The organism is Pseudomonas sp. SP16.1, from assembly GCF_052682975.1.
Genome location: NZ_JBQYFZ010000001.1, coordinates 2716869 through 2732857, shown reverse-complemented (window position 1 = coordinate 2732857; position 15989 = coordinate 2716869). Strand labels below are relative to the sequence as shown.

Genomic DNA, 15989 nt, shown 5'->3' with positions numbered 1-15989 from the left:
GAGGCGCATATGACTCCCGAGATCGCGGTGGACCTGTTTCGCGAAGCGCTCTGGCTGATCGTGCTGATCGTCGGCCTGGCGGTGGTGCCGAGCCTGGTGGTCGGCTTGATCGTGGCGATGTTCCAGGCCGCCACGCAAATCAACGAACAGACCCTGAGCTTCCTGCCGCGTCTGATCGTGATGCTGCTGACGCTGATCTGGGCCGGGCCCTGGCTGGTGCGCCAATTGATGGAGTACACCCAGAACCTGATCCAGAACATTCCCTACCTGATCGGCTGAGGCGAGGGCGATGCTGGAGCTGAGCAACGAGCAGATCGGCGGCTGGGTCGGCCAGTTTCTCCTGCCGTTGTTTCGCATCGCCGCACTGCTGATGGTGATGCCGATCATCGGCACCCAGCTGGTGCCGACCCGGGTGCGCCTGTACCTGGCGCTGGCTATCAGCGTGCTGCTGGTGCCGACGCTGCCGCCGATGCCGCAGGTCGATGCGCTGAGCCTGCGCAGCCTGCTGCTGATCGCCGAGCAGGTGCTGATCGGCGCCATGTTCGGTTTCGTCCTGCAGTTGCTGTTCCATGTCTTCAGCGTCGCCGGGCAGATCATCGCCATGCAGATGGGCCTGGGCTTCGCCTCCATGGTCGACCCGGCCAACGGTGTCTCGGTGCCGGTGCTCGGCCAGTTCATGCTGATGCTGGTGACCCTGCTGTTCCTGGCGATCAACGGCCACCTGGTGGTGCTGGAGATCCTCGCCGAGAGCTTCGTCAGCCTGCCGCCGGGGCAGGGGCTGATGGTGGGGCATTACTGGGAGCTGGCCGGCAAACTCGGCTGGGTGATCGGCGCTGGCCTGCTGCTGACTTTGCCGATGGTCACCGCGCTGTTGATCATCAACCTGGCCTTCGGCGTGATGACCCGCGCCGCGCCGCAGCTGAACATCTTCTCCATCGGCTTTCCGCTGACCCTGGCCCTGGGCCTGGTGATCTTCTGGGTTGGCCTGTCCGATTTCGGCAGCCTGTTCCAGGCGCTGTCCAGCGAAGCCCTGCAGCAGCTGGGCGAATTCGCCCGGGCCAGGTAGGGAGGCGTCATGGCGGAAAGCGAGAGTGGCGCCGACAAGAGCGAGGAACCCACCAGTAAGCGGCTCGAAGAGTCGCGGAAAAAGGGCCAGATCGCTCGTTCCAAGGAACTCAACACCCTGGCGGTGACCCTCACCGGCACCGTCGCGCTGATCGTCTTCGGCGCCTACATGGGCAACGTGCTGCTCGACTTGATGCGCGGCAACTTCAGCCTGCCGCGCGAGGTGCTGATGAACGAGGGCAGCATGGCGCTGTACCTGCTGGCCTCCGGCAAGCACGCCTTGCTGGCCTTGCAGCCGTTCTTCATCGCCCTGCTGATCGCCTCGCTGATCGGCCCGATCGCCCTGGGAGGCTGGTTGTTCTCCGCCGAGGCGCTGCAACCCAAGGCCAGTCGGATGAATCCGCTGGCCGGCCTCAAGCGGATGTTCTCGGTGCAGGCGCTGGTGGAGCTGCTCAAGGCGCTGGCCAAGTTCCTGGTGATCCTGGCGGTGGCGCTGGTGGTGCTGGCGGTGGATCAGGACGACCTGCTGGCCATCGCCAACGAGCCGCTGGAGGCGGCCATCCTGCACAGCCTCGAAGTGGTGGGCTGGAGCGCGCTGTGGCTGTCCTGCGGGCTGATCCTGATCGCCGCGGTGGATGCGCCGTTCCAGCTGTGGAGTCACAAGCAGAAGCTGAAGATGACCAAGCAGGAAGTGCGCGACGAATACAAGGACACTGAGGGCAAGCCCGAGGTCAAGGGGCGCATCCGCCAGCTGCAGCGCGAGATGGCGGAGCGGCGCATGATGCAGGCGGTGCCGCAGGCCGACGTGGTGATCACCAACCCGACCCACTTCGCTGTGGCGCTCAAGTACGACCCGGACAAGGGCGGCGCGCCGGTGCTGCTGGCCAAGGGCGGCGACTTCCTGGCGCTGAAGATTCGCGAGATCGCCCAGGAGCATAAGGTGATGGTGCTGGAGTCGCCGGCGCTGGCGCGGGCCGTGTACTACTCCACCGAACTGGAACAGGAGATCCCCGCCGGCCTGTACCTGGCGGTGGCCCAGGTGCTGGCCTACGTCTACCAACTGCGCCAGTACCAGGCCGGCAAGGGCAAGCGCCCCGGGCCGCTGCCGGACCTGCCGATTCCGCCGGATCTGCGCCGCGACGAGTAGAGCCCGTAGGGTGCGCCGTGCGCACCACCAGCGGTTGGATGCATGGCTCGCCAGGCCCAGGCGGGGCGCGCGATAGCCTACGCCTTGCTGCCGAGCGCCTCGGCCTTGCGCAGCCAGGCCTGGCGCTGCTGCTCGCTGGACGGGCGCACCGGGGCGAATTCGGCCAGGCGCCGGGTCCGGATGCCGCAGAAACCTAGGATGGTGCGCACCATCTGGCGGTGCGCCGGTGCGCCGTAAATCCAGCGGAAGTACCAGGGCGGCGTGTCCAGGGTCACCAGCAGGTCGGCGCTGCGCCCGCTCAGCAGCTTGTCCCACAGCTGCGAGCGATTGCGGTACCTGAAGGCGAAGCCGGGCAGGAACACCCGGTCGAAGAACCCCTTGAGCAGTGCCGGTATGCCGCCCCACCACACCGGATAGACGAACACCAGGTGCTCGGCCCAATGGATCAGGCGCTGGGCCTCGAGCAGATCCGGCTCCAGGGTCTGGCTCTGGTCGTAGCCGTCGCGCAGGATCGGGTCGAACTTCATCTCGCCCAGCTTCAGCTGGCGTACCACGTGGCCCTGCTCGCGTGCGCCCTGGGCATAGGCCGCACCCAGGGCCTGGCACAGCCCGCCCTGCTTGGGGCTGCCGAAGATCATCAGGATGCGCTTGCCGTCGCCTTCCAGCGGCGTGGCGCCGCTCTTGCCCTCAGTCATGCTTGCCGGCTCCGAGCATGTCCTGCGGCCTCACCCAGCGGTCGAACTCTTCGTCGCTCAGATAGCCCAGTTGCAGTGCCGCCTGGCGCAGGGTGCTGCCTTCGGCATAGGCCTTCTTGGCAATCTCCGCGGCCTTGTCGTAGCCGATATGCGGGTTCAGCGCGGTGACCAGCATCAGCCCGCGCTCGAGGTGTGCGGCCATTTGCGCGGCGTCCGGCTGCAGTTCGGCGATGCAGTGCTGCTGGAAGTTGCGGCAGCCGTCGCCGAGCAGGCGGATCGACTGCAGCAGGTTGTGGATGATCACCGGCTTGAACACGTTCAGCTGCAGGTGCCCCTGGCTGGCGGCGAAGCCGATGACGGCATCGTTGCCCAGCACCTGGCAGGCGAGCATCGACAGCGCCTCGCACTGGGTCGGGTTGACCTTGCCGGGCATGATCGAGCTGCCCGGCTCGTTGGCCGGCAGGCGCACCTCGGCGAACCCGGCGCGTGGGCCGGAGCCGAGCAGGCGCAGGTCGTTGGCCAGCTTCATCAGCGCCACGGCCAGGGTCTTCAGCGCGCCGGAAAGCTGCACCAGCGGCTCGTGGCCGGCCAGCGCCGCGAACTTGTTCGGCGCGCTGGTCAGCGGCAGACCGGACAATGCCGCCAGTTCGGCGGCGATGGCCTCGGCGAAGCCGGGCGGGGCGTTGAGCCCGGTACCCACAGCCGTGCCGCCCTGGGCCAGTTCGCACACCGCGGGCAGGGCGGCGCGAATGGCCGCCTCGGCATGGCCTAGTTGGGCGACGAAGGCAGACAGCTCCTGGCCGAAGGTGATCGGGGTGGCGTCCATCATGTGGGTGCGCCCGGTCTTGACCAGGCCGGCGTGGCGCTGCGCCTGCTCCTGCAGGCCGTCGCGCAGCTCGGCGAGAGCCGGCAGCAGGCAGTGCTGGACCGCCTGCACCGCGGCGATGTGCATGGCCGTGGGGAAGCAGTCGTTGGAGCTCTGCGCGCGGTTGACGTGATCGTTGGGATGCACCGGGCTCTTGCCGCCACGGCTGCCGCCGGCCAGTTCGTTGGCGCGGCCGGCGATCACCTCGTTGACGTTCATGTTGCTCTGCGTGCCGCTGCCGGTCTGCCAGACCACCAGGGGGAACTGCATATCGTGCCGGCCGTCGAGCACTTCGTCCGCCGCCTGCTCGATCAGCCGGGCGATATCCGCCGGTAGCTCGCCGCTGCGGCTGTTGACCCGCGCCGCGGCTTTCTTGATCAAGGCCAGGGCGTGCAGCACCGCCAATGGCATGCGTTCGACGCCGATGGCGAAATTGATCAGCGAGCGTTGTGTCTGCGCGCCCCAGTAGGCGTCGTCGGGGACTTCGATGGGGCCGATGCTGTCGGTTTCGGTGCGGCTCATGGCGATCTCCGGGAATGGGGCAGATGGCAGTTTAGGCCGCCTCGCCTGGTTCTGGTTCCGCGGCTTGCCAATCTTGGCGATTACCAGCGCGCATGGGTCTCGCCGAGCCAGCCGAGGGCGCCGTCCACCGGCACCCGTTCGCCCCGGGGACCGCGCAATACCCCGTCGTAGTGGCCGAACCACTGCTGGGTGTCGGCGTAGAAGGGGCCGAACTTGGGGCGAGCGCGATGCAGCTGGCGCGGGGTGAAGCGCAGCGCTACCCGACCATCCTCGCTCTCCAGGCGCCAGAGGGGCAGCGGGATGTGCGAGCTGCGCTCCATGTGCAGCGGGCTGTCCAGCACATGCAGCTCGCCGCCGAACCACAGGGCGTTCTCCGACAGGCCGCTGTGCTCCAGCCAGCCGGAGCCGAAGTTGCCGGCGATGCCGCCTGGCGCGGCGAAGGCGGCGCGTCGCCAGTAGCTGCGCAGTGGCCAGACGCCGCGGCCGAAATCCAGGGCGGCAAAGCTCTGTCCCGGCGCGCAGAGGTACTGTTTGCGCCCCAGTTGCAGGCTGCCGTTGGCGGGCAGGCCGAGTTGCCGGCTGGTGGCGTGGAAGCCGCCACCCCGCAGCGGCGCCACCAGGTTGACCGATTGCAGGTGGGCGGGGCGCTGGATATCCAGCGCCACCTGCAGGGCCTGGCCGCCGATATCCGGTGCCGCGGCGGTCAGGCGCAGGCGGCCGGGGTGCTCGTCGATGCGCAGTTGCAGGCGCGAGTGGTCGAACTCATGACTCTCCAGCGGCTGATCCGGCAGATGACAACCCAAGGCGAAGGGGCGTACCTGGGTATGGGCCGCGCTCTGGCCGGTCTGCAGGTCGAGGAAGTAGACGGCGCCGTAGCCCAGGTAGTCGAGGTCGGCCAGGGTCAGCGAGAGCATCCACTGCGGCGTGGTGATGCACCAGTGGTTCCAGCGCTTGCGTCGGCCCAGGTGGCCGTGCAGGGTGCAATCGACCTGCGGGCGGCTGGAACAGCCCACGGCTTCGGGCATGAGCCGGCCCCGGCCATCGCATAGCGGCTGCAGGGGAAAGGTGGCGGGAGAGGCGATACTGGTCATCGGGCACGTCCATGTGTGTGCACGGGCTGGCGGTCAATTGCCTGGGCGAGCGGTGCCTGCGTCATTCGCGGCGGGATGAATGCCGCACAGCATGCCGAGCCTGCTCAAGCATGGGCAAGTACTGGCAATTTGGCAACCGATCGGCGGGTGCAGCAGCGCACAGGCGTTCTGTGCGCCAGCGCACGCTGCGAATGGCTTGAGGGAAACCGGGCTTGGGCACAAAATGCCGTCACTGCAGTCTACCCAGACTCATTCATTGTTCCGGAAGCCCCGCCATGTCCCGTCTATTGCAGTTTTGTTCCGCCGTTCTGCTCAGCGCCTCGGCCTCCCTGGCCATGGCCGATGCCGCCAGTCACGCTGCCGACGCCGAGCGCTTCCTCAAGTTGGCGCACGCCGACAAGCTGATCGTGCCGGTCTATGCCCAGGTCCAGCAGATGTTCGCCCAGCGCTTCGCCCAGGCGCCGGACGGCAAGCAGGCGGTGCTGGAAAGCTACCAGGCCAAGGCCAATGCGGCGCTGGACAGGTCGGTGGGCTGGGACAAGCTCAAGCCGGACATGGTCAAGCTTTACACCAGCAACTTCGACGAGCAGGAACTCAAGCAACTGATCGCCTTCTACGAATCGCCGCTGGGCCAGAAAGTGCTGCAGAAGATGCCGACCCTCACCGCCCAGTCCGCCGAGCTGACCCAGAGCAAGCTGGCAGGCGCGGTGCCCGAGGTGAACAAGCTGCTGGCCGAGATGAGCGACGAGCTCGGCGTGGCCAAACAACCCTGATGGAGTCCGAGATGTCCAAGCAAGACCTGATCGCCGCGGCCCTGGCCGATCTGCAGCCCGAGCACCTCGAGGTGCTGGACGAGAGCCATATGCACAGCCGCGGTCTGGAGACCCACTACAAGGCGGTGATCGTCAGTCCGGCGTTCGCCGGCTTGAATGCGGTCAAGCGGCACCAGAAGGTGTACGCCACGGTCGGTGAGCTGATGGCGCAGATCCATGCCCTGGCCCTGCATACCTACACGCCGGAGGAGTGGACGGCGCAGGGCGTGGCGCCGGCCTCGCCGACCTGCCGCGGTGGCAGCAAGCACGACCACTGAGGCCTGCCCGCGCGACGTCATGCCGCGTTGCCATTGATCCCCGGCAGGTGCGAGGCCGTTGTCCTCTGGGTTAAAATCCCGCCCGCGCCGGCCTCCGCCGGCGCTTTCGTTTGGCTTCTCGATCCGACTCGTTCGCGCAGATCGAGCCCCAGTCCGCCCTTTACGTGGGCGACTACTGAAGGAAATTTCATGACCGACAAGATCGTCGTCGCGGCGCTGTACAAGTTCGTCTCCCTGGCGGACTACCAGGCGCTGCGCGAACCCCTGCTGCAAACCCTGCTCGATAACGGCATCAAGGGCACCCTGCTGCTCGCCGAGGAGGGCATCAACGGCACCGTTTCCGGCAGCCGCGCCGCCATTGACGCGCTGCTCGCCTGGTTCCGTCAGGACGGCCGCCTGGCCGATATCGACCACAAGGAATCCTATTGCGATGAGCAGCCGTTCTATCGCACCAAGGTCAAGCTGAAGAAGGAAATCGTCACCCTCGGCGTGCCCGGCGTCGACCCCAACCAGCGCGTCGGCACCTACGTCGAGCCGCAGGACTGGAACGCCCTGATCAGCGACCCCGAGGTGCTGCTGATCGACACGCGCAACGACTACGAGGTGGCCATCGGCACCTTCGAGGGCGCCATCGACCCCAGGACCAAGTCGTTCCGCGAGTTCCCCGAGTACATCAAGGCCCACTTCGACCCGAGCAAGCACAAGAAGGTGGCGATGTTCTGCACCGGCGGCATTCGCTGCGAGAAAGCCTCCAGCTATATGCTCGGCGAGGGCTTCGAGGAGGTCTACCACCTCAAGGGCGGCATCCTCAAGTACCTCGAGGAGGTGCCGCAGGAGCAGACCAAGTGGCGTGGCGACTGCTTCGTCTTCGACAATCGGGTGACCGTGCGCCATGACCTGTCGGAAGGCGACTACGACCAGTGCCATGCCTGCCGCAACCCGATTTCCGTGGCGGATCGTCAGTCCGAGTTCTACAGCCCAGGGGTGAGCTGCCCGCATTGCTGGGATTCGCTGCCGGAGAAGACCCGTGAAAGCGCCCGCGAGCGACAGAAGCAGATCGAACTGGCGCGTGCGCGCAACCAGCCGCACCCGATCGGCCGCGACCCCCGCCAACTGAACGAGGCCTGACCATGGCAAGCCGCCTGCTCTACGTGATGGACCCGATGTGCTCCTGGTGCTGGGGCTTCGCTCCGGTGGTGGAGGTACTTGCCGAGCAGGCGGCGGCGGCCGGCGTGCCGCTGCAACTGGTGGCCGGCGGGCTGCGCCGCGACCGGGTGGCCGTCGATGCGGCGGCGCGGGTGCGCTACCTGGGCTACTGGCAGGCGGTCAATGCCAGCACCGGGCAGCTGTTCGACTTCGAGCGCGGCCTGCCCGAGGGCCTGGTCTACGACACCGAGCCGCCCTGCCGCGCCCTGGTGACCGCGCGCAGCCTCGATGCGGCGAGCGCCTGGAGGCTGCTCAAGCTGATCCAGCAGGCCTTCTATACCGAGGGCGTCGACGTTACCCAGGCCGGCGCGCTGGTGCAGCTGGCCGAGCGCGCCGGCATTCCGCGCATCGAGTTCGCCGAGGCCTTCGACAGCCAGACCATGCGTGAAGCCACCGCCGCCGATTTCACCTGGGTGCAGGATTTAGGGATAGCCGGCTTTCCCACCCTGCTGGCCGAGCGCGACGGCCAGCTGGCGCTGCTGACCAATGGTTATCAGCCGCTGGAGGCGCTGGCACCGCTGCTCGGCCGCTGGCTGGAGCGCGCGGCCCATGCCTGATCGGTTGAGCTGGGCAGAAATCCGTCGCCTGGCCCTGCAGCACAGGAAGGCGCTGATCCTCGCCAACCTGGTCGCAGTATTCGCCACCCTGTGCAGCGTGCCGATCCCGTTGCTGCTGCCGCTGCTGGTCGACGAAGTGCTGCTGCACGACGGCGATGCCGCGCTCAAGGTGATGGACAACTTCCTGCCGGCCGATTGGGAAACGGCGGCCGGCTACATCGGCCTGATGCTGCTGCTGACCCTGCTGCTGCGCGGCTCGGCGCTGATCTTCAATGTGCTGCAGGCGCGGCTGTTCGCCGGGCTGTCGAAGGACATCGTCTACCGCATCCGCATGCGCCTGATCGAACGGCTCAAGCGCATCTCCCTCGGCGAGTACGAGAGCCTCGGTGGCGGCACCGTGAGTACCCACCTGGTCACCGACCTGGACACCCTCGACAAGTTCGTCGGCGAGACCCTGAGCCGTTTCCTGGTGGCGGTGCTTACCCTGGTCGGCACCTCGGCCATCCTGATCTGGATGCACTGGCAGCTGGCGCTGCTGATCCTGCTGTTCAACCCCCTGGTGATCTACGCCACGGTACAACTGGGCAAGCGCGTCAAGCACCTGAAGAAGCTGGAGAACGACAGCACCGGCCGCTTCACCCAGGCGCTGACCGAAACCCTGGAGGCGATCCAGGAGGTGCGCGCCGGCAACCGCCAGGGCTACTTCCTTGGCCGCCTGGGTGCTCGTGCGCGCGAGGTGCGCGACCATGCCGTGGCCTCGCAGTGGAAGAGCGATGCCTCCAACCGCGCCAGTGGCCTGCTGTTCCAGTTCGGCATCGACGTGTTCCGTGCCGCGGCCATGCTCACCGTGCTGTTCTCCGACCTGTCCATCGGCCAGATGCTCGCGGTGTTCAGCTACCTGTGGTTCATGATCGGCCCGGTGGAACAGCTGCTCAGCCTGCAGTACGCCTTCTATGCCGCCGGCGGCGCGCTGACGCGGATCAACGAGCTGCTGGCGCGCCGCGACGAACCGCAGTATCGGGGGCGCGTCGATCCGTTCAAGGGCCGCGACACGGTCGGCATCGAGGTGCAGGGCCTGACCTTCGGTTATGGTGAGGAGCCGGTGCTCGATCGGCTCGACCTGTCCATCGTGCCGGGCGAGAAGGTCGCCATCGTCGGCGCTTCCGGCGGCGGCAAGAGCACCCTGGTGCAGCTGTTGCTCGGCCTCTACCAGGCGCAGGCCGGCACCATCCGCTTTGGCGGCAGCAGCCTGGAGGAGATCGGTCTGGACTGCGTGCGCGACAACGTCGCGGTGGTCCTGCAGCACCCGGCGCTGTTCAACGACACGGTGCGCGCCAACCTGTGCATGGGCCGCGAGCGCAGCGACGAGGCCTGCTGGCAGGCGCTGCGCATCGCCCAGCTGGCCGACGTCATCGCGCTGCTGCCGCAGGGCCTCGACAGCGTGGTCGGGCGCAGCGGCGTGCGCCTGTCCGGCGGCCAGCGTCAGCGCCTGGCGATTGCCCGCATGGTATTGGCCGAGCCCAAGGTGGTGATCCTCGACGAGGCCACCTCGGCCCTCGACGCCGCCACCGAATACGCCCTGCACGAGGCGCTGGCGCAGTTCCTGAACGGCCGCACCACGCTGATCATCGCCCACCGCCTTTCCGCGGTGAAACAGGCCGACCGCGTGCTGGTGTTCGATGGCGGCAGCGTCGCCGAGGACGGCGACCATCAGCAGCTGATCGCCGACGGCGGGCTGTATGCCAAGCTCTACGGGCATCTGCAGCGCTGAGCGGAAATCCGAAGCTGTGAAGATGAGGGCCCTGGCAGTCCGTGCCGAGGGCCCGATCAGTCGCCTTACTGTGGCGGCAGGCCGATATCGCCGGCCTGCCAGCGTGCCTCGTTGTCGCGGATGGCCTGGCCGATATCGGCGAGACGCGGCGACGCCAGCGTCGCCGGCAGCGGATCGAGACCGACGCTGGCGAACAGCTGGCCGTAGCTGTTGCGGACTTCCGCGTAGGCCAGATCCCGACGCAGCTCGGCATTGAGCACGTTGAGCTCGCCCTGGATCAGTTCCAGCTCACCGATTCCCTGGGCCCTATGGCGGTTGCGCAACTGCTCGATGATCTGCTCGTCCAGCGCGGCAAGTTCCTGACTGGTGGCGAACTGTCGGCGCGCCTCGTTGAAGTTGGCATTGGCCACATGGAGCTGGGCGAGGATGGCCATGGACATGGCCTGCCGGCGGGCCTCGGCGACTTCTTCACCGGCCTTGGCGACATCGATCGCAGCCGGCGCCGAGAGTACGTTGAACAGATTCCAGGTGATCTTCACCCCGTAATCGGCCCAGCTCTGATTGGTCAGGAAACTGTTGCTGTCGTAGTGGCCACCTGCGGAGAACTCCAGACCCGGTAGCAGTCGCAGCATCGCCTTGCGGGTTTCCGCGGCGCTGATGCGCGCCTGATAGTCCTGCTCGCGCAGCTCCGGGCGGGCGGCCAGGGCCTGCTGCTCGAGGCTGGCGAGGTCCACCTTGAGCACCGGTACGCTGTAGTCGTCGCTGGCGGCGAGGGTCAGGTCAGTGCCGAGGGGCAGATTGATGAGCGTGGCCAGCTCGGTCTTGGCCAGCGACAGCGCGCGGCGCTGCTCCTCCAGCTGGCGGGTCGCCTCGATCAGGGTGCGCTGGTAGCTGAGCGCCTGGACCGGATCACCGATGCGCTGTTCGCCCATGCGCTGGCTGTCGTGGCGGGCCTGATCGACGCGCGCCATAAGGCCATCTATGCGCTCGAGCAGGCGTTCGGCGGCGACCGCTCGCCAGTACGCCGAGCGCACATCCTGGATGATGGTATGTACCACCTTGCGGCGGCGTTCCTGAACGATCAGGCGCTGATCGCCCTGCTGCTTGGCACTGACGTAGCTGACACCGAAGTCGAGTACGTTCCACACCATGGTCAGATCGGCCACGTCGCGGTCGCGGTCCTGCGAGGTGGACGGCTCCAACGACTGGCTGCCGGTTTCGATGCTGCGGCTGCTGGAGGCGCTGACGTTGTTGCGTCCGGAGTAGCCGGCCGACAATGCCATGCGTGGCAGCATGTCGAAGCTGGCGAGATCGACCTGGCGTTGCGACAGGGCTTCTTCCATCACCTTCAGACGGGCTTCGAGGTTGTACTTCACCGCGCGGGCCATGGCCTCGTGCAAGGTCAGCGGCCCGCTCAGCGGCTCCTGGTCCCTGAACATTGCCGCCAGGTCCGACCGGGCACGCTGTTCGCTCTCACCACGTTCGATCGGTTGGCTGGTGACCGCACAGCCGCTGACGGCGAGCGCCAGCAGGCTAATTTTCAATGTTTGACTAATCCGTTTCATTCTTGGCCGCCCCCTGGATTCGGCTCTTTGTTATTCCTTGACGCGTCAGGCCTGCTGCTCGGGTTCCTGACCGAATTGCCCCAATGCCCGTGCCAGATCGCTGATCCGACTACGCTGTTGATCGTTGATTTCCTGCAGTTGCTGGCCGAGGCTGGGTGCCCCGAAGACGCCGCGCAGGCCGTCTTTGACGTCGCCTCCGCGCCATTGCTTGCCGTCGAAGACCTCCAGTTGCGGGCCATCCTGGGGCACGTCCTGGTTGAACATCATCGACAGGCTGCTGCTGCCGAAGACCCCGGCGTCCCCTCCGCCGAAGCCCAGGAAGCCCTTTCCTGCACCGTCGCCGAAGCCGTCGCTGCTGGCGAAGACCTGGGCGATGAAACTGGGCGCCAATGCTCCATTGTTGATGAAGATATTGCCCAGCGTCGGGATGCCGCTGCCCAGTGTCGGTTGCTCGAACAATGGCGGCGGCAGTAGCGGCGAGGTGGGCGAGGGCGGCTGTGACCCAGGCACGTTGGGTTGCAATGGCGTTGCGGGTGGCAGCGGCGGCGGCGCCGGTGGCGTGGCGCGGAACTCGGGGTCGCCGTTGGTCGGCGCATCGAGCTGGTAGCCGACCAGGCTTGTCGATTGAGCGAGCGCATTGCCGTGCGCATCGACGATAGCGCTACCCCCAGCGTTGAGCGTGAGCCCCAAGGTCCCCGGTCCGCGAGCATCGCTCACGCTGATCAGGTAGGTGCGCGCGTCGATCTGCGTGAGCGACTGCAAGACGCCGCTGGCAGCGCCGCCGAGTAGCAGCGAGAAGTCGCCCAGGTCGACACCACTGACGTCTTCGTCGAAGTTGACTACAAAGCTGAGCGAAGTGGGGTCGCTGGGCGACGGGCTATCAAGGCTGATGCTGGCTGTCGGCTGCAGCGCGTCCACTTGTACACCGTCGGTGGCGGCGACGTTGTTCAGTCCGGCGAGGGCGTCGTTGCCCACGGCGTCGCGCAGGGTGCCGCCGTTGGTCTGGATGTTGCTGCCGAGGGTGATCCCGGTTTGGTCCAGCTGACCGCTTTGCACTACATAGCGAAAGGTCAGCTGCGTGCTGCCCGAACCGCTGACGTACTCGGCAAACGCGGCTGCCCCGTTGTCCAGGGTGATGGCGATACGCGGTGTGCCCCCGCTGGTATCGACCACGACCGTCTCGTCGAAATCGACCGTGAAATCCAGTGCCTGGCCTGCGACGTAGGTTCCATCGGCGGGCACGCCCACACTGGATACGCTCGGCGGGCTGCGGTCGATGCTGTAGCTCGCCCCGGCGAGACCGCCGGTCAGGGCATTGCCGGCCATATCGGCGATGCCGGTGCCGCCAGCGTTCAGATCCAGGCGCAGGCTGCCGACGCCGCTCAGGTTGCCGACCTCCACGGTGTAGGTCTGCGCGTCCACCTGGGTGACCGAGGTGATGCTGCCTGCGGCGGTGCCGCCGAATACCAGGCTGAAGTCGCTGGCATCCACGCCGCTGACGCCCTCGCCGAAGGTTACCGTGTAGCTCACCGAGTTGGCGCCCGTCGGAGTGGCGTCCACCCGCACGATGCCGGTGGCGAGCGGCGCGGTGGTGTCCACCAGCACGCCGCCGGTGGCACCGACCGAGTTCAGGGTCAGGTTGAGGTCGTTGCCCGCCGCATCACGGGTGGTGCCGCCGTTCAGGTCCAGGGCGCCGCTGACGTCGATGCCGTTGCCGTCGGTATCGCCTGCCTGCACGCTGTACTGGAACACCAGCGCGCTGCTGCCGGAGCCGGACGCATAGCTGGCGTAGCGGGTCACGCCGCCGATATCCAGCGCCAGGCGCGGCGTTCCACCAGCGGTGTCGACCAGCACTGCCTCGCTGGCGTTGACCGTAAAGCTGAGCACGTCGCCCTCGTTGTACGAACCGTTGGCCGGCACGGAGACCGAGGCCACGGTCGGCACCACCGCGTCCACCAGCACCCCGGCCGTGGAGCCCACGCCATTGAGGGTGACGCTGGCGGCGTTGCCCACCGCATCCTGTAGCGCGCCGCCATTGGCGTCGAGGCCGGAACCGACGCTGATGCCATTGCTGTCCAGGTTGCCGCTTTGCACCGTGTAGCGGAACACCAGCGCACTGCTGCCCGAGCCGGACAAATAGCTGGCATACACCGTGCCGCCGGTGTCGAGGGTGATGGCGATTCGTGGCGTGCCGCCGGCGGTATCCACCGTGATCGCTTCGTTGAAGTTGACGGTGAAGTCCAGGTTCTGGCCGGCGATATAGGTGGCGTTGGCCGGGACGCTGACCGATCCCACCGTGGGCGCCACGCCGTCGATGACGACGTCATGCTGGCCGGCGATGGAATTGGCCCCGCCGGTGGTCGGCAGGGTCAGGATGGCGTCGTCGTTGGTCGCGTTGCGAACGGTTGCACCGTTCAGCGCCAGGGCGCCGGTGGACTGGTAGTCCAGGTCTGCACTGAGATCGCCGGCCTGCACGGTGTAGCTGAAGGTCAGCGTGTTGCTGCCGGAGCCGGACACGTAGGTGGCCTGGCGGTCGCTGCTGCCGGTCTCCAGCAGCAGCGTGGGAGTGCCGCCTGCGGTGTTGACGCTGACCGCCTGATCGAAGGTGACCGTCACGGTGATGACGTCGCCGACCTTGTAGCCGCCGTCCGGGTTGGTCACGTTGACCGAGGTGACCTCGGGGTTGAGGCTGTTGACGGTGATCGCGAGCGTGTCGGTGTCGATCTGGTTGCCGCCGGAGCCGGAAAGTCCCAGGTCATCGGTGGTGATCTGCAAAGACGCGGGGCCGTTGTAGCCCCCGGTCGGCGAGAACGACATGCCGTTCATCGCCAGGTTGATATCGGCCAGCGTGCCTTCGACGGTCATGGTCGCGTCGGCGGTGCCGGTGCCCGTGATGAAGCTGAGCCCGGTAGTGCCGCCCAGTGAGAGCAAGCCATTGGTCGCGGTGAGCGTCACCCGGACGTTGCCCCCGCCGGCATCCACATCGGCAATGCTGATGAGGTTGCCGTTGCCGGAGCTGAAGACCAGCACGGAATCTTGATCCACCGACTGCGCGCCAGGCAGGTTGTTCAGCGGCGCATCGTTCACCGCCGTGACCACCAGGGTGATCGTGGTGGATTCGCTCTGCGCGCCGCCGCTGCCGGTGTTGCCGCCGTCGTTGATATCCACCGTGAGCACCACGTTGCCGGTGCTGTTGGCTGCGGTCTGGAAGCTCAGCAGGTTGGCGGAGATGAACGCGTTGATGTCGGCGATGGTGCCGGTGAGGGTCAGCGAGCCCGTGCCGCTGCCGGCCACGGTCACTCCGCTGCCGCTGGTGGCGGACAGGCTTCCGCTGCCGACACTGAAGGTGGCGGTCACCGAGCCGCTGCCAGCGTCGACATCGGCGAAGCTGACGCCGGTCAAGGCAGTGCTGATGTCCTCGTCGACATTGATGGAAATGGGTGCACTGATCGCCGGCGCATCGTTGACCGCCGCCACCTGCAGCTCGACGGTTTCGCTGTCGGTCTGCGCGCCGCCGCTGCCGGTATTGCCGCCGTCGTCGATGCCGACGGTCAGGGTCACGCTGGCGGTCGAGTTGGCCGCGGAGGTGAAGGTCAGGTTGCTGCCGACGATAAAGGTGTTGATGTCGGCGATGCTGCCGGTCAGGGTCAGCGCACTGCTGGTGCCCCCCACGGTCACGCCGCCTCCGCTGGTGGCGGCCAGGCTGCCGCTGGGCACCGAGAGCGTCACGGTGACGCTGCTGCCGCCCGCGTCGGCGTCGCTGAAGCTGATACCGGTCAGCGCGCTGGCCGTGTCTTCGGTCACGCTGATGTTCGCCGGCACGCTGGCCACGGGTGCATCGTTGACGGCGGCGACGCTGACCTGCTTGGTCGCCGTATTGCTGTCGGTATCGCCGTCGTTGACGGTGAAGCTGATGCTGCGATTGGCGGTGCTGGGCGCGTCCGAGCTGTTGCTGTAGGTGACGCTGCGCAGCGCGGCCTGCCATTGAGCCAGCGTGGCGGTGCCGCCAGCCGAGGTCAGGCTCAGCACGCCGGTGGCGGCGTTGTAGCTGGCGCTGATGTTGCCCATGGTGCTGCCGTCGTTGGTAAAGGCGAGCACGTCCTGGCCACTGGCAAAGTTGCCGGTGATGGCGACCGTGGCACTGGCGAACGCGGTGTCGTCCACATCGCTCAGCGTCAGGCCACCGTCGATCACCGTGGCGCTGCCGTCTTCGGTGAAGGCGTTGCTACCGCCGGACGTGGTAACCACGGGCGCGTCGTTCACCGGGGTGACGGTGACCGTGATGGTGCCGTCGGCGGGGCCGGTGTCGGCGGCGTCGCGAATGCGGGTGGCGATGGTGAAGTTCTGGTCGTTGTTGGCCGAGGGGGTCAAGGCCACGGCAGCCAGTGCCGCGTTGACGTCCGCCACCGAGCCGG

At 67.1% G+C, this 15989-nt stretch carries 13 protein-coding genes; 8 read left to right on the top strand and 5 right to left on the bottom strand.

The genetic code is table 11. The annotated features are described in order from the left end of the window. The first annotated feature begins 9 nt into the window (after positions 1-9). From fliQ to flhB, 3 genes are read left to right on the top strand one after another with little or no spacing between them, the layout of a single operon-like run. A complete protein-coding gene (gene fliQ, locus ACUTAF_RS13165) occupies positions 10-279 on the top strand; it encodes a flagellar biosynthesis protein FliQ (RefSeq protein ID WP_445580385.1) in 270 nt (89 codons plus the stop codon). Between the two features lie 10 nt (positions 280-289). Then, positions 290-1066 carry a flagellar biosynthetic protein FliR gene (gene fliR, locus ACUTAF_RS13160; protein WP_445580384.1) on the top strand — a complete coding sequence of 259 codons (777 nt, stop codon included), beginning with the start codon at positions 290-292 and terminating at the stop codon, positions 1064-1066. A 9-nt stretch (positions 1067-1075) separates the two neighbouring features. Further along, positions 1076-2212 (top strand): flagellar biosynthesis protein FlhB, encoded by a 1137-nt coding sequence (flhB, locus tag ACUTAF_RS13155; RefSeq protein WP_445580383.1) that lies wholly within the window; start codon positions 1076-1078, stop codon positions 2210-2212. Positions 2213-2289: 77 nt separating this feature from the next. On the opposite strand, the gene ACUTAF_RS13150 is transcribed toward flhB, so the two are convergent. The 3 genes from ACUTAF_RS13150 to ACUTAF_RS13140 all read right to left on the bottom strand — a co-directional run bounded on the left by ACUTAF_RS13150 (position 2290) and on the right by ACUTAF_RS13140 (position 5385). Next, complete coding sequence (locus ACUTAF_RS13150) at positions 2290-2907, bottom strand: NAD(P)H-dependent oxidoreductase (RefSeq protein WP_445580382.1); 618 nt, start codon at positions 2905-2907, stop codon at positions 2290-2292. Continuing rightward, positions 2900-4294 (bottom strand): class II fumarate hydratase, encoded by a 1395-nt coding sequence (locus ACUTAF_RS13145; RefSeq protein WP_445580381.1) that lies wholly within the window; start codon positions 4292-4294, stop codon positions 2900-2902. Before ACUTAF_RS13145 ends, ACUTAF_RS13150 begins: the two co-directional genes overlap by 8 nt. Positions 4295-4374: 80 nt before the next feature. Continuing rightward, positions 4375-5385 carry a DUF2804 domain-containing protein gene (locus ACUTAF_RS13140; RefSeq protein ID WP_445580380.1) on the bottom strand — a complete coding sequence of 337 codons (1011 nt, stop codon included), beginning with the start codon at positions 5383-5385 and terminating at the stop codon, positions 4375-4377. A 275-nt stretch (positions 5386-5660) separates the two neighbouring features. On the opposite strand from ACUTAF_RS13140, the gene ACUTAF_RS13135 reads away from it, so the two are divergent. From ACUTAF_RS13135 to ACUTAF_RS13115, 5 genes are all read left to right on the top strand, one after another. Continuing rightward, positions 5661-6158, top strand: coding sequence for a DUF2059 domain-containing protein (locus ACUTAF_RS13135; protein WP_445580379.1), 498 nt, complete (start codon positions 5661-5663; stop codon positions 6156-6158). A gap of 11 nt (positions 6159-6169) precedes the next feature. After that, on the top strand, positions 6170-6475 hold the full coding sequence (locus ACUTAF_RS13130; protein ID WP_445580378.1) for a BolA family protein: 306 nt from the start codon (positions 6170-6172) through the stop codon (positions 6473-6475). Between the two features lie 189 nt (positions 6476-6664). Next, on the top strand, positions 6665-7603 hold the full coding sequence (gene trhO / locus ACUTAF_RS13125) for an oxygen-dependent tRNA uridine(34) hydroxylase TrhO (RefSeq protein WP_445580377.1): 939 nt from the start codon (positions 6665-6667) through the stop codon (positions 7601-7603). Positions 7604-7605: 2 nt separating this feature from the next. Beyond that, positions 7606-8238 carry a DsbA family protein gene (locus ACUTAF_RS13120; RefSeq protein ID WP_445580376.1) on the top strand — a complete coding sequence of 211 codons (633 nt, stop codon included), beginning with the start codon at positions 7606-7608 and terminating at the stop codon, positions 8236-8238. Further along, positions 8231-10009 carry an ABC transporter ATP-binding protein gene (locus ACUTAF_RS13115; protein ID WP_445580375.1) on the top strand — a complete coding sequence of 593 codons (1779 nt, stop codon included), beginning with the start codon at positions 8231-8233 and terminating at the stop codon, positions 10007-10009. Before ACUTAF_RS13120 ends, ACUTAF_RS13115 begins: the two co-directional genes overlap by 8 nt. A gap of 65 nt (positions 10010-10074) precedes the next feature. Here ACUTAF_RS13115 and ACUTAF_RS13110 read toward each other — a convergent pair whose 3' ends face one another. Then, positions 10075-11547 (bottom strand): TolC family protein, encoded by a 1473-nt coding sequence (locus ACUTAF_RS13110; protein WP_445582442.1) that lies wholly within the window; start codon positions 11545-11547, stop codon positions 10075-10077. Positions 11548-11619: 72 nt separating this feature from the next. After that, entirely contained in the window at positions 11620-15981 is a 4362-nt protein-coding gene (locus ACUTAF_RS13105) for a beta strand repeat-containing protein (protein WP_445580374.1), read from the bottom strand. Between the last annotated feature and the right edge of the window lie 8 nt (positions 15982-15989).

Bases quoted from the DNA above. Each gene is read 5' to 3' on its own strand.
- ACUTAF_RS13135 (WP_445580379.1), top strand. From the start codon at position 5,661: ATGTCCCGTCTATTGCAGTTTTGTTCCGCCGTTCTGCTCAGCGCCTCG.
- ACUTAF_RS13130 (WP_445580378.1), top strand. From the start codon at position 6,170: ATGTCCAAGCAAGACCTGATCGCCGCGGCCCTGGCCGATCTGCAGCCC.
- fliR (WP_445580384.1), top strand. From the start codon at position 290: ATGCTGGAGCTGAGCAACGAGCAGATCGGCGGCTGGGTCGGCCAGTTT.
- ACUTAF_RS13115 (WP_445580375.1), top strand. From the start codon at position 8,231: ATGCCTGATCGGTTGAGCTGGGCAGAAATCCGTCGCCTGGCCCTGCAG.
- flhB (WP_445580383.1), top strand. From the start codon at position 1,076: ATGGCGGAAAGCGAGAGTGGCGCCGACAAGAGCGAGGAACCCACCAGT.
- fliQ (WP_445580385.1), top strand. From the start codon at position 10: ATGACTCCCGAGATCGCGGTGGACCTGTTTCGCGAAGCGCTCTGGCTG.
- trhO (WP_445580377.1), top strand. From the start codon at position 6,665: ATGACCGACAAGATCGTCGTCGCGGCGCTGTACAAGTTCGTCTCCCTG.
- ACUTAF_RS13140 (WP_445580380.1), bottom strand. From the start codon at position 5,385: ATGACCAGTATCGCCTCTCCCGCCACCTTTCCCCTGCAGCCGCTATGC.
- ACUTAF_RS13120 (WP_445580376.1), top strand. From the start codon at position 7,606: ATGGCAAGCCGCCTGCTCTACGTGATGGACCCGATGTGCTCCTGGTGC.
- ACUTAF_RS13145 (WP_445580381.1), bottom strand. From the start codon at position 4,294: ATGAGCCGCACCGAAACCGACAGCATCGGCCCCATCGAAGTCCCCGAC.
- ACUTAF_RS13150 (WP_445580382.1), bottom strand. From the start codon at position 2,907: ATGACTGAGGGCAAGAGCGGCGCCACGCCGCTGGAAGGCGACGGCAAG.